At 40.2% G+C, this 13,623-nt stretch carries 13 protein-coding genes; 7 read left to right on the forward strand and 6 right to left on the reverse strand.

Annotated features, from left to right (window positions below):
- The 3 genes from F7734_RS42500 to F7734_RS42505 all read left to right on the forward strand — a co-directional run.
- The coding region (locus F7734_RS42500) for an o-succinylbenzoate synthase (protein ID WP_243147382.1) at positions 1–751 on the forward strand (751 nt) is incomplete at its 5' end.
- Positions 745–1,095: a hypothetical protein gene (locus tag F7734_RS66425; protein ID WP_347566375.1), complete on the forward strand. Its 351-nt coding sequence runs from the start codon at positions 745–747 to the stop codon at positions 1,093–1,095. The genes F7734_RS42500 and F7734_RS66425, both read left to right, overlap by 7 nt.
- Positions 1,096–1,150: 55 nt before the next feature.
- On the forward strand, positions 1,151–2,179 hold the full coding sequence (locus F7734_RS42505) for a 2-succinylbenzoate--CoA ligase (protein WP_347566376.1): 1,029 nt from the start codon (positions 1,151–1,153) through the stop codon (positions 2,177–2,179).
- 175 nt (positions 2,180–2,354) lie between these two features.
- On the opposite strand, the gene F7734_RS42510 is transcribed toward F7734_RS42505, so the two are convergent.
- The 4 genes from F7734_RS42510 to F7734_RS42525 all read right to left on the reverse strand — a co-directional run bounded on the left by F7734_RS42510 (position 2,355) and on the right by F7734_RS42525 (position 6,117).
- Positions 2,355–2,924, reverse strand: coding sequence for a Uma2 family endonuclease (locus tag F7734_RS42510; RefSeq protein ID WP_155750410.1), 570 nt, complete (start codon positions 2,922–2,924; stop codon positions 2,355–2,357).
- Positions 2,925–3,185: 261 nt separating this feature from the next.
- Positions 3,186–3,632, reverse strand: a complete 447-nt coding sequence (locus tag F7734_RS42515) for a thioesterase family protein (RefSeq protein WP_155750411.1) — start codon at positions 3,630–3,632, stop codon at positions 3,186–3,188.
- Between the two features lie 68 nt (positions 3,633–3,700).
- Positions 3,701–4,801 carry a T3SS effector HopA1 family protein gene (locus tag F7734_RS42520; protein ID WP_155750412.1) on the reverse strand — a complete coding sequence of 367 codons (1,101 nt, stop codon included), beginning with the start codon at positions 4,799–4,801 and terminating at the stop codon, positions 3,701–3,703.
- A gap of 77 nt (positions 4,802–4,878) precedes the next feature.
- Positions 4,879–6,117, reverse strand: a complete 1,239-nt coding sequence (locus tag F7734_RS42525) for a phosphotransferase (protein WP_155750413.1) — start codon at positions 6,115–6,117, stop codon at positions 4,879–4,881.
- An 839-nt stretch (positions 6,118–6,956) separates the two neighbouring features.
- On the opposite strand from F7734_RS42525, the gene F7734_RS42530 reads away from it, so the two are divergent.
- Both F7734_RS42530 and F7734_RS42535 read left to right on the forward strand, forming a co-directional pair.
- The gene (locus F7734_RS42530) at positions 6,957–7,265 is read left to right on the forward strand and encodes an aldo/keto reductase (RefSeq protein WP_207714335.1); all 309 of its coding nucleotides are present in this window, start codon (positions 6,957–6,959) and stop codon (positions 7,263–7,265) included.
- A 665-nt stretch (positions 7,266–7,930) separates the two neighbouring features.
- The gene (locus tag F7734_RS42535; RefSeq protein WP_155750414.1) at positions 7,931–8,440 is read left to right on the forward strand and encodes a pentapeptide repeat-containing protein; all 510 of its coding nucleotides are present in this window, start codon (positions 7,931–7,933) and stop codon (positions 8,438–8,440) included.
- A 227-nt stretch (positions 8,441–8,667) separates the two neighbouring features.
- Here the strand turns inward: F7734_RS42535 and F7734_RS42540 are convergent, their stop codons facing one another.
- A complete protein-coding gene (locus F7734_RS42540; protein ID WP_155750415.1) occupies positions 8,668–9,318 on the reverse strand; it encodes a TetR/AcrR family transcriptional regulator in 651 nt (216 codons plus the stop codon).
- Positions 9,319–9,447: 129 nt separating this feature from the next.
- On the opposite strand from F7734_RS42540, the gene F7734_RS42545 reads away from it, so the two are divergent.
- Entirely contained in the window at positions 9,448–10,773 is a 1,326-nt protein-coding gene (locus F7734_RS42545) for a nucleotide disphospho-sugar-binding domain-containing protein (RefSeq protein ID WP_155750416.1), read from the forward strand.
- A 419-nt stretch (positions 10,774–11,192) separates the two neighbouring features.
- Here the strand turns inward: F7734_RS42545 and F7734_RS42555 are convergent, their stop codons facing one another.
- Complete coding sequence (locus F7734_RS42555; protein ID WP_155750417.1) at positions 11,193–12,143, reverse strand: aldo/keto reductase family protein; 951 nt, start codon at positions 12,141–12,143, stop codon at positions 11,193–11,195.
- Positions 12,144–12,993: 850 nt separating this feature from the next.
- Here F7734_RS42555 and F7734_RS42560 point away from each other — a divergent pair.
- Positions 12,994–13,593 (forward strand): GUN4 domain-containing protein, encoded by a 600-nt coding sequence (locus F7734_RS42560; protein ID WP_155750418.1) that lies wholly within the window; start codon positions 12,994–12,996, stop codon positions 13,591–13,593.
- The last annotated feature ends 30 nt before the right edge of the window (positions 13,594–13,623 follow it).

Genomic DNA, 13,623 nt, shown 5'->3' on the forward strand with positions numbered 1-13,623 from the left:
CCCCAATCCCCATTGCCCCTTATCCCCAGAGGGGGCCCCGAGTTCCCCAATCCAAAATCCAAAATCCAAAATCCAAAATCCAAAATCCAAAATCCAAAATCCAAAATCCCCAACATACAGCGCCTTATTACCTGCAGGAGCAGAAGCATTGGAGGTGTGGCAAACACTTTGGCAGCAGGGGTATCGTACTTTTAAATGGAAAATTGGCGTTTACCCTGTTGCTGAAGAATTAAGAATTTTTGAAAAACTTGCTCGAACCTTACCATCCTTGACAAAACTCCGGTTAGATGCCAACGGGGGCTTGAGTTACGAAGAGGCTAACTTGTGGCTGTGGACTTGCGACAATGTTAAGGCTGACAGTAGCTTGAATTTAGAAATTGAATTTATCGAACAACCACTGTCTATAGATAAATTTGATTCCATGTTGGAATTGAGTTATTGCTATAACACTGCAATAGCTTTAGATGAATCTGTCGCGACATTCCATCAACTAACAACTTGTTACCACAAAGGCTGGCGAGGGATTTTTGTCATTAAACCGGGAATAGTTGGTTCGCCATCGCGTTTGCGTCAATTTTGCTTGGAGTGTGAAGTTGACAGTGTATTTTCTTCTGTTTTTGAAACTTCTATTGGTAGAAAAGCAGCACTCCAACTTGCTGTTGAATTATTGCGATACAACAGGGCGGTAGGTTTTGGAGTCAATCATTTTTTTGCAGAAGATGAAGAAATTTGGTTGAAAAATTTATGGTAGAACCATTAGAGAATCTTGTAGAACTGTCCTTGCACTTACCTTTAGACTGGCTAATTTGCGAGCGCAATGATTTATTTACCCTCATTACCGAACAACGATATCTAAAGTTAATGCAGTTTTCCCATTGGACAACACCACCAAAGATTCTCTTAGCAGAACCCGAACCAGTCAAGTTTCTCGCAAGTTTTATAGCAGCTTGTCAAGCAAATTGCCCAGTTTTCCTTTGTAATCCCAACTGGGGACAACAAGAATGGGAACAGGTTTTTGATTTGGTTCAACCGGATATTATTTGGGGAATGGAGCATGGGCATTGGGCATTGGCATGGGCATTGAGAGACAAGTAGAATACTCGTCTTTGTCTACCCTCCCCCTTGTCCCCTTGTCCCCCTCCCACTCATCATGATTCCCACTGGCGGTTCATCGGGAGAAATTAAGTTTGCCATGCATACTTGGGAAACTTTAATGGCATCAGTACGGGGATTTCAAGAATATTTTCAGATAGATAAAATAAATTCTTTTTGCGTACTACCTCTCTATCATGTAGGTGGTTTAATGCAATTTATGCGCTCTTTTACAACAGGAGGTCATCTAGCGATTCTCTCATTTAAAGAGTTAGAATCTGGACAAAACTATAATATTAAACCGCAAGAATTCTTTATATCTTTAGTACCAACACAGTTACAGCGTCTCCTGCAAAATTCAGAATCAACCCAATGGCTCGCACAGTTTCAGACAGTTTTTTTGGGAGGTGCGCCTGCTTGGAATGAAATTTTAGAAGCTGCAAGATATCATAAAATTCCGTTGGCTCCTACTTATGGTATGACAGAAACAGCATCTCAAATCGCCACCCTCAAACCTGATGATTTTCTTAATGGGAAAGATGGTTGTACTCAGCTGTTACCTCATGCCAAAGTCAAGATTTATAACGAGCAATGTGAAATTTTAAACCCCTGTCAAATAGGTAATATCAAGATATATTCTCAATCCTTAGCCCTTGGTTACTATCCTAATATTAGAGATAATCGAGACTATCTACAAACAGATGACTTAGGATTTTTTGATGAACGAGGATATTTACATATTTCTGGACGTAGCAGTGACAAAATTATTACAGGTGGGGAAAATGTTTACGCTATAGAAGTGGAATCAGCCATTAGAGGAACTGAAATGGTAACAGATGTTTGCGTAATTGGTGTACCTGATAAGGTTTGGGGACAAGCAATAACAGCAATTTATATACCTAAAAATTCAAATATTTCTGATTTAAAAATCAAGACATCTCTGAAGAATAAAATTAGCAAATTTAAAGTTCCAAAACATTGGATAACAGTAGAAAATTTACCTCGAAATTCTCAAGGTAAAGTTAATCGACAGCAGCTAGAGCAACTAGCTAGCAATTTTTTGCAAAACAATCTTGTTTCAAGTTAGTTTTCAGATACAGAGCGTCTCAGGTTTTTAGAGTCAATGAAATTTAATCTACTTATTAAATTTTTGATAAACGTGCAATAACGATGACAAGAAAAATTCAGAATATGTTTGTTTGAAGTATTTATATCATGTCCGGAAGCATAACCATAATAAAATCATTTAATGCACTGGTTGGTTAAACCGAGGGTGGGGGATTCCGCAAAGATTGTTTAAATTCTTTCTTCGCTTGGACATGATCTGAGATGAGGGTACATTCTTCAAGAATTGATATATTTAGTTCTGGTAAGAACTCACTTGCGTTAATCTGCTCGTACCCATGTGTTGACAAAAACACTCTTGGTGTTTCTTCCCGTAAATGATAGAGTTTGAGCCGGTTGCTTTCCCAAAACCAAATCTCAGCAACTCCTAAGCGTCGGTAAGTTGCCAGTTTGTCAATACTACCACTGGTGATTATCACCTCAATGGCTATGTCTGGAATTTCCTTTTCCTCTCCAATGCAGTAGCACTTATCTGGTTCAGCCCCAGCTTTATTGAATCGGTTTCTAACAGTGGGGCTTCCCATAGGAGTGTACTGGTATTCTTTCTCGTCTAGGTAAACTTCTACTAAAGCTCCTAAACGTTCTTTAACTTTTTCATGTCTTATGGACGCTTGCCAACTTACCCCACTAGTTGTGAACCTCTCTTCTGGATCGTCTGCTTGACCCAGTTCCGATTCCTCAATTAGGTTTTTAAGACTGCTGACCATTATTGTCCGTCCAGGTACTCCTGTTATTGCTTTTAAATCATTGCGATCTATAACCAATATAAATTGATAGCACTGGAAGTAAACTAGCTCTTAGGTAACTAAGAATTAGCTCTCCGTCCTTTAACAAGGACAATTGTATCACATTACTAGTTTTATATGAGGTAGTGTGGTGGCTAGTACTGAATTTAAAATGATACTTGATGTGACGAACTTCTAATGCTTTACCCACATCCACTCACACAATGATTGAGGAGATATTTTTCAAATAGTTTCTCTTGATTTTCTTCTTTCCATACTTTCTGCACCTTTGCGATTTGTCTCCAACCATTGCTTCATATGTTCTGGTAACTCTGTTTTGGTTCTGGTGGATGTATCAATACAAACATGTCTGGTAATTGCCTTTGCAGCGACTACCTCACCAACAATCACTTCATAACCAACTTCAAATCTGTCCCCACTCAGTTGTTGGGGTATGAGTCGAATAACTAAATTATCCCCAGAGTACAATGGACGAAAAAAATCGACATTCGCATGAACGATGGGGAATGCAATAGATGGATTGGTGAAAAATTCTTTGAGATTAATGCCAAAGGTGGCTAGAGATTCTTCATAGGCTTCATGACATATAGCCAAGACATTGGCAAAGTACACAACTCCTGCTGCATCTGTATCTCGAAAGCGAACGGTGTGCTTGTATGTAAAAGCCATATTGAAAAAATCAAGGGTTGATAGTATAGAGCAGGCTATTCGCCTGCTACTGTAACCAAGTTTACCAATTATCTGTTCGTTCGATCTAAAGGTGAATAAATATCCTCAGAATCGGGATTGAGGTATGGGCGCTGTAAATCAATACCCAACTTAGCAAAATGCTGGTAAATGGCTGACATCCTCTTTTCGGTAGAATTATCACCGTTTTCCCAAGATTCTAACAAAGCATTAGCCACAATTTGGCAACGGTTCATACCAAAACTTTCTTGAGACGCAAATTTTTGGCTTGGTTCTTCTGCAAGACCGAGCCCTGGGGCTAAAAATTTAGTGAATAGAGGAATGTCTTTGTAAAAATGCACTTGATGCTTCAGATAAACAGCTTTCAGAATTTTTCGCACTGCTAAGTAGTCTTCGCGTTCAAAGTAAAGGATTCCCGCATCGTAGCGTCCGTAACTAGATCGATTGTGTAAAACTTGGAAACTAAATGGAATTTCAGCAGAATTGAGCAGCCTTGTAAGACTCTTCATAAGGGCGATCGCACCTGTTGGGGTTATATTAAGGTAAATTCGCCCCACTCCAAAATCACCATCTAGGTTAACTTGTAAATCCTGACCGACATTGCTAACTGCTATATAATAGCCGTTTTCTATACGATTTTTCGGCATCCAAATAGCAGTCACTTCACCAACTTTAGAAGACTGGATTATTGTTTCTAAGTTTGCTGGATGCTCAACGTATAATGTTAAACCACCTTTGGCGACTGCCATACTACCATCCGGTTCTTGCCGCAATACTTCCCAACCAGAATCAAAATAACCAACACCGTGGTTGCTAGCATGTAGTTGTTCGTAAAACGGTAAGTCAATTTTAAAGTTAGAATCGCTCTCTAAGCTTTTATATGGAAGGTTACTAGGAGAAATACCATGTTTTTCTACCAGTATTTTTTTTAGAGAACCATTGTAATAGATACCGTGAAGAAAATTTCTCAGTAATAGAGAGAGATATTTTTGTTGTAAACTGGGTGAAGTATGCTGAAATCTACCTACAACTGGTTCGGGTAAGGCAAAAGGTTGGTATTTAGGATGACTAATGCAAAAGTTTGATTCAATTTGGATATTGCTAGCTATATCTAAGAGAGATTTTAAGAGTGGTTTTGAAGATTTTAACATGAGCCGACAACAGGGGAGTGGGGGAGTGAGGGATTGAGCCAGGGAGTCAGGGAGAGAGGGAGTCAGTCCGGGAATAACTAACAGCCGCGCAAACGGGCTTTATTGTTGTAGAGGCGCAGCAAATTAACTTCTTTTTGTGCTTGAGAAAATTTTGTAAGTTTGACAAAAGCTTTGACGATCTCTGCTTCTGAAACACCAAAAACAGTCATCACTGATTCTTCGGGTTTGGTAAGTAACATTCTGGCAATTTGAAACGTACATATGCCTGAGTTATCAAAGTATCGATGCTGCTTAATTTTTTCATCTATTTGATGTAGCAGCGCTAAACCCGCAAATTGAACAGTACGAGCAATAAAATCATTACGCTCTTCAACAATTATGGGAAAGGTATCGAGATAAGCCTGAACCAGAGCTAACATTGAAGGCTGGAGAATGTCTAATGGAACCGCTGCTAGGTGTAAAGATTCATCTAAATTCAGAGTAGGATCTACTACCAAACTGTCTAACCCAATTGCCAAGTAACTGGCTACTAAAGTTCCCAAGTCAAAGGCGGGATCGCCCCAAGCGCAAGCTTCCCAATCAATCAGTCGCACCAGGCAGTTGTCGAGTTGCTCCCATTTGGAATGAAGCAAAATGTTATCCAATCTCAACTCGTTATGAGTTAAACAGCAAGGCTTCCATTCATAAGATAATTCGGCGATCGCCCCTTCTATAGTCTCATAGCGTTGGTAGAGCGTGTAAAATTTTAAGGCGTTAGTAGGAACCGTACCAATAATTTCCGATCCGATTGACCCAAGCCCTTGTGCTGGGTTATACAAATGATAGCGGTACTCACCTTCTGGTGCAGTTGCCATAAAATCGCGATACTCGTGGCGCTTAAAGGTAGCGCGATGTAACAATCCCACACAGGTGCCAATCGCACTGGCAATAGCTTTGGGAAAGCGCAAGTTTTGTTGGTAAAAATCGGCAACGTCAAGATAGTCTTTTAGGTAATTGCGAACTAAGATAGATTTCTTGCCATCAAAGTACACCACTAATGATGCGATCGCAGAAATCTTCCCCAAAGCAGGAAAGCGTTCAAGCAATTGGTGAAACAGCCATTCATTGAAAAATTCATCTGGTTTTCCATCATTATCAATTTGGCGTTCCTGTTTAACCAACAGCTTGCGATTTCCTTTCAGAGTAACGAGCAAATTCAAATTTTTCTTGCTACTCTGTGGCAATTCAGAGTCGGTAGAAACGCCTTCTTCTGAGCTACACAGACCTACTTCTTGCAGGTACTGGATAACATTATGAGAAGACAGTGAGGTTAACATGCACTATTTCCACTCATCGAAAGATTGCTTAGACAATTTGTTGTAATGGGGGTTGGTTTTACTTCAGCAATAAGTAGATAGCAGCAAGCCTGATATCAATACCCGTTTGTATAAACTATTAATATCTTATTTTAAAAATTGACACTTGCCAAAATGGCAATACTCACTTTAATCTCCCTTGAATTTTTACCTAACAAGATGTTAGTCATCTAACAATTTAAGCTGATTTACGTATATACATAATTTTTTTGGTAAAGAATTTGTTCGATGGTTCATTTTCCTGACTTTTAAATGATACGCGAACACATTTATCCACTTTTTACAGTGACACCTCAAAGTACAAGGCATCCCAGTTAATTTCCGGATATTTCAAATGATTTTCTTATACAGCAAGTTGCTGTCAGCAAAAGCTTTAGACTTGACACAAGCGCTAAAATAAAATCCGTAATTTCAATCTTTCTCAAGGATGATATTTCCGGATTTTCTTTTGTTTTCAGCACGCTGATTTTGTTCCACAACAAAGCACTAATTTTCTGTAATTTAAGCAACAAACTATCGATATCACAAAAAGATTTAGAAATTACAAGAAAACTTTACCTATTTTTAACATAAAGAGATATTTTTTAATAAATCTTTTCTGTGTTCTGTCCTTTGTCTTTCTGGATAAATTAAAAATTCAGCATTAAGCTTTGTTGCAAGAGCAATAGCAAGAAACAGTGATGAATCGCAATAATTAGCAAGACATTTCCTGTAAAAGTTTTTACCATAAAGCATGAACCACAACGGATCTCGTACTTGTGTGCAAGCAAACGGAGCAAAACTTATGAAAACACGCAAACTTGGCAATCAAGGACTCGTGGTATCAGAACTGGGATTGGGGTGCATGGGTATGTCAGAATTTTACGGCGATCGCAACTGAAAAAAGTGCAACACCCAGTCAACTGGCATTAGCATGGTTGTTAGCTCAAGGCAATGACATTGTTCCTATCCCCGGTACAAAGCGACGCAGCTATCTAGAAGAGAATGTAGCAGCAACAGAAATTACACTCACACCAGAGGATCTGCGTCGGATTGAAGAGGTAGCACCCAAGGGATTTGCAGCAGGCGATCGCTATCCAGTTCAACATATGAGTGCAGTCAATCTTTAAGAGTGACCAGCGATCGGTCATGAGAGAATATTCTCACGGAGAATAGCAAGAAATTGTTGTAATTCACAAGAATTGGCAAGACAACTCGAACAAAGTCTTTTAATGTTGGAATAGTAAGCACGGTTAACACCGCTTACCTTTCATAACAGGATAATGCAGGGAACAGATTGCAATCATAGGGTGCAGACTCTATGATTGTTTTTATAAAATATCTTTCGTCTTTACCGAAGTTTTTCAATAGCGACTCGATACTTAGGACGGAGTGGTGGAGCGATTTAGTCATTAGTCATTAGTGATTGATAAAGGTTTCTGGCTTATTTACATTTTGTAATGCAGTTCTGTTTATTTCCCCCTAGCCACTTACGCAAGTACTTTACTCTCTGAAAAGATGCTTTTAATCCAATACGGTTCAGTTAAGGATAATTGTAGGTTGGTTAGAGCGATAGCGTTACCCGACAACGTCTGCAAAATGTTGGGTTTCGTTCCTCAACCCAACCTACGCAAAATCAGGTTTCTAGCTCTAACTGAACCGTATTGGCTTTTAATCACTTTTAGTTATAAATTTGAATAAAAATAATGTTTGATTTTATCGAAGGACTTTTCTAAAGTAGTGAATAAGAAGTTTAGTAGTGGCTCTTGTAAAACCTAAAGCCATGGAAGGAAAAATGAATAAATCCAATTCCCAAAAATTAACAAACTGGCTTATAACAGCAGTCTTTCTAGTACTTGTAGTCACCTTTTCATTGTTCGAGCAGCCAAGTGCTAGCGCTCAAACACAAACACCAATTACAACCACGCAATACACACCAGCACCAGTCACATCTGTAGCAGCAAACGTTAGACACCTACTAGAAACCAACGAATGTGTAGGCTGCAATCTCATGGGAGCAACATTGAAAGATGCAAACTTGCAAGCTGCCAACTTAGAAAATGCAAATTTGCAAAACGCTGACTTGGAAAGAGCAAATTTACAAGGAACAAACTTGCAAGGCGCAAACCTACAAGGAGCAGATTTAGGGAAGGCAAACATAATGGGCGCAAACCTAGCGAGCGCAAACCTCTTTGATGCGGACTTAGAGAAGGCAAATTTAACAGACGCGAATATATTGGGAGCAAACCTCCAAGGAGCTGATTTAGAGGACGTGGTGAGACCCCAAGGATTTGCTATTCAGTAATTGGTAAATACTGCGAGAAATATACGCTAATTATCACGTCGATTCCGCCTAATTACTCAAAGTGATTGGGCGGAGTTACTCATATTTTGAGATAGGTATTGGAGCAAGCGTTAGAATACGGTAAACCATTAGATACTTTGAGTTAGACTGCTCGATATGTACGAACCGTTTTACAAATTTATCCAGCAGATTTTGCCTCAATTCAAAATTGATGTCATGCTGAAATATCACTTCTGATGAACACCATTTAAAACCAGTTGAGTTGCTGTCTGTGTATATCGCTCAATCATCTCCTGACTCAGAAAGTCTTGTTCGGGATCTAAGTGTTTCACATTTTCATAAGCATTCGCGTAAACCGTGCAAATTCCGATAATGTTGAGCGTTGTCATCTGAACATCCATTTGTTTAAATATTCCTAATTGCATTCCACGTTCCAAAATTGCTGCTAACAGGCTAATCGGCTCTTGCCAGTTAGTCAATTTGAAGTACTTTCCTTGATTCTGAATTGCTTCCTGAAACAGCAGCATTCCTCTACAGCGATTGGATGTCTCATATTCAATCGTGGCTCGAATCAGCAAACTTAAAGCTCGATCGGGTGGCAGTCGATCTAAGCTTAGTTCGCGGAAAACATTGTGAAGCAAAGTTGCAGGACGCTGTAAAACAGCTTGATATAAACCGTCTTTATTCTCGAAGTAGTAGTAAATCATGCGTGGAGCGACTCCCGCACGTTCTGCGATCGCATCAACCCGTGTCCCGTGTAAACCGTGCTGTGCAAACTCAATTTCAGCCGCATCTAGAATCTGTAGCTTTGTTGCTTCTGCGTCACGAGTGATTCGAGTCGATTTAGAACGGGATGATGTCTTTTCGGAGCTGTTCATAGATCTCAGGCGCGAGCGAGCAACTGTTTCTATAATACTTGAGATTGAAATAAACGTTTAATTCATACTTGACAATCCAAGCTCTCATCGCTCATGCTAATGAAATAAACGTTTAATTCATAGCTTGTTATGGTGAGATTCCTCATTGGCACGATTGCGGCGGCTGGACACGTGAATCCGGCTCTACCCATCGCTCGGCAACTCGTGCAGCAAGGACACGAAGTTTTGTGGTATACCGGAGCAGGATTGAAACAGAAAGTAGAAGCAACAGGAGCGCATCATATACCGATCTGTCGCGGTATTGATTTCACTCTGCCAGAAACAATTCCTGCTGAATGGCTTGCCCAAAGAGACGCATTCAAAGGCGTAGATCAGTTTAAGTTTTATCTCAAGCATGGCTTTATTGATGCAGCCGTCACACAGCTAGAGGATTTAACTGATATCCTGAGAGAATTTTCAGCCGATGTCCTGCTGTGTGATGTATTTTTCTTGGGGATGTCGTGGTTGTCTGAAAAAACAGGATTACCTTGGGCAGCTTTTGGGATGTCAGCTTTACCATTCAGGAGTCGAGATACCGCGCCGTTTGGATTGGGCTTGCAACCAAATGATTCACTATTGGGGCGAGTTCGGAATCGGGCTTTGAATTGGTTCTCAACAAACGTTTTGATGAGAGATGTCACAGTTCATCTTGATAGCGTGCGCCAGAGTGTCGGACTCTCTACAAAAGGGCAAGACTTTTTTAGCGCAGCATTATCCCCATTTCTTTACCTACAAGGCACCACTCCTTCGTTTGAATATCCACGCAGCGATCTGCCTTCTCAAGTTCACTTCACAGGTCCATTAATTCCGCCCGCACCGTCAGATTTTACTCCCCCTATTTGGTGGAAAGATCTCAGCAGGGGTCAGCCAGTTATTTTTGTGACGCAAGGGACGATCGCTACTAAAACCACCGATCTACTTGTGCCAACTATTCAAGCCTTAGCCGATGAAGAGATGTTAACGATCGCGACCACAGGAGGGCAATCAATTGAAGCCCTTAATCTCAATCCGATGCCTGCGAATACTCGCATTGAATCCTTTATTCCTTATACTCATCTGTTGCCACACGTGGATGTAATGGTTACAAATGCGGGCTTCAATGGAGTGCAAACTGCTTTAGCAAATGGTGTACCAATGGTGACAGCAGGACAGACTGAAGAGAAACCCGAAATTTGTGCGAGAGTGGAGTGGTCGGGGACAGGAATTAATCTCAAAACTAATACGCCAACTCCCGCTCAAATTCGTGATGCAGTTAAAACCATTTTGGCATCACCAAGCTACAAACAAAAAGCACAGCAGATGAAACGGGAAATTCAACAATACAATTCTCTTGTTATTGCGGTAGAACTATTAGAAAAGCTCGCAGCTACAAAACAACCTGTCTTGAACAAGGGAGTGGGGAGTAGCTCTATTTAATTACTTTAAAAAAAGAAAATTAAAGTCAATTTTTCACCTGTAGATGTAGCAAGAATTTGAGCATCACGTTCGGTCAAGATGGTAAATCTTTGTCCTGGTTCATATAGTCATCCATCAGGATATGTAAGAGTTTAATTTATAAATTTAAAATAAAAATTTGGTTGATTTACTTTCAAAATAGACCATTGGCTATAGAATCGTAAAGAAGTTAATAACCTGATGCTAGGGGAGTGCGTTTAATGTCCGCCTCCGCCTGCCATAGGTTTAATTTTCTTGAAAAACAACACCAGAAATGTGCTTTACTAACTTCAGCAGTCCTTGACAGATAGCAAATCCAATCCCTTTGTTACCTCCTGTCACAAGTGCATATTTTTTCTTGTTCATAGTGGTTTACCAGTTGTGTGGAGATTGCACGTTTCTTAATCTTGAACAGCTGGTGCAAGCACTTCATCAATTTCCTTTAACACCTCATCAGTTAGCTTCACGCCCGATGCACCTGCATTATCAACCACTTGCTCTGGGCGACTTGCACCAATAATCGCAGATGAAACACGAGCATCTCGTAACACCCAGGCTAAAGCTAACTGAGGCATTGATAATCCTATCTTGGCTGCTATCGATTTTAATTCTTGCACGGCACTTAAAACGCGATCGCTTCGCAGTCTCTCACCAAAAAAGACACCCATTTTCTCACTAGCTGCACGAGAATCTTGAGGTGGTGGTTGTCCCGGTTGATATTTCCCTGTGAGAACACCCTGAGCCAAGGGAGACCAAACAATTTGACCGATACCATTAGCAGCACAAAGCGAAAAGACCTCAGATTCAGGTTTGCGCCACAACATGGAATATTGAGGTTGACTTGAAACAAACCTTTCGACATTTGGAAGCGCCAACGCAGCTTTTATTTGTTCCGGATTCCACTCACTAAAGCCAATGTAACGTGCTTTCCCTTGACGCACCACTTCCGTCAAAGCCTCCATCGTTTCTTCAAGCGGTGTATTCACGTCATAGCGATGGCATTGGTAGAGGTCAATATAATCGGTATGCAATCGTTGTAAAGACGCATCTATCTGCTTGTAGATTTGAGCAGCAGATAGTCCACTATCTGTGGGCGACATGGGGAAAAAGACTTTAGTGGCGAGGACGTAAGAAGAGCGATCGATACCTTGAAGTACTTCACCCAAGAACGTTTCAGCCGCACCTGTGCCATAAACATTGGCAGTATCTAAAAAGTTGATACCTACTTCAAAAGCCTTATGAACGCAAGCCTCAGCTTCTTGACGAGCCACACCTCCCGAGTAAGTGAGCCACGATCCCAAACTAATTTCAGAAACATTTAGCTCGCTATTGCCTAGTTGCCGATATTCCATACCTTTTTTCCAACAGATTGCTAACGCGTGATGGTTCTTGGGATTGTTACATGACGATGCGACTCACAAAATAGCGCTTTTTAAGCGTAGATTATTTCATATGGATTGTCTTGTACATTCTTGCGATAAAAAGTATATTCTTGCGGTAAAAGTTTCTCAAAAGTTAAAGTCTTTTGACAACAGTAGACAGAAATGCTGTATGAAGAAAAGTCAATCTTCTCTAAGCCATATTTATGTCACGGATTTATGACAAAACCAAAAACTCTAAATAATAAAAAAGCACAATGTCGTCTCTAATGCTTGAAATACAAGCCATAATACGTTTTTGATTTTAGATTTTGGATTGAGGAAGTCATGTCTAAACTTGATTTGGATCAACTATGCTGTCGCCTTTTTTGTTCAAATTGGTCGAAGTTCGGTTGCAAAGACTAAAGAAGCACTCACCTCAACTTTCTACTTGAGAGTAGACTCTTTTGAGCAAATTCGTGGCAAGATATCCTCAATAGCACAAAACTTTGGGAGGTAACCACATCAGAACTCCATTCACAAACAAATATGCAAATCCCACTTGTCCCAAGTTTAAAGTACGCTTGGCTAAATCTCTTCTAGAAGGTGAATTTACACCAAGTAACTTTATATCGTAAGTATAAGTCGTTCTATTTGATTTTAAAAATATAGGTAGCCGTTATGAACTGCGTATACCAGAACACGTGAAAACTTTTCCTCACCCCACTCTCTACTCCCCACTCCCCACTCCCTTTTCTTTAAGAGGTGCAAACTTTTCTCCTCGAAAACAAATTACATAAGATTTTCAAGTCAATTTGCAAATCTCATTTTTGAGAGGAATTCAATGTCTAATGAAGTGCATGAATCAGAAGTTACGACTCGCTTAATTGCGATAGAATATCAGTTACAGCAATTCAATCAGCTGTTATCAAATCTCAGCGATCGCATTGCTAAATCGGAAGATAATTTCCTACTAGTTGCCGATGTTCAAAAATACAAAAAGTTGCAAGAACTGTTAATAGCAGAAAACTTCAGAGAATCTGACTGGGAAACAATTCGAGTTATCCAAGCAATAACGGGAGAGCCAGAATTGGGAGATATCACTCCAGATGACATGAGGCAATTTCCGTGCGATGAACTGCGAGTGATAGACAATTTGTGGAAAAAATACAGTCAAGGACGCTTTGGTTTCAGCGTACAAATACAAATTTACCAAAGCGTTGGTGGTTCGCTTGAGACTACCATTAATCAAGATAATAAAGCGATCGAGAGATTCGGCGAGCAAGTGGGATGGCGTGAGGATAATCAATGGAAAAAGTGCGATGATTTGGACTATACATTAGCTGCACCAATTGGCTGTCATCCTTCACGTTGGTGGAATTCTCCTTTTGGTTCAAAAATGACAAATTATTTCTTCAATCGCCTGCTAGTTTGCAGTATTTAACAGTGACCAGTGACCAGTGACCAGTGACCA

The organism is Scytonema sp. UIC 10036, assembly GCF_009725235.1.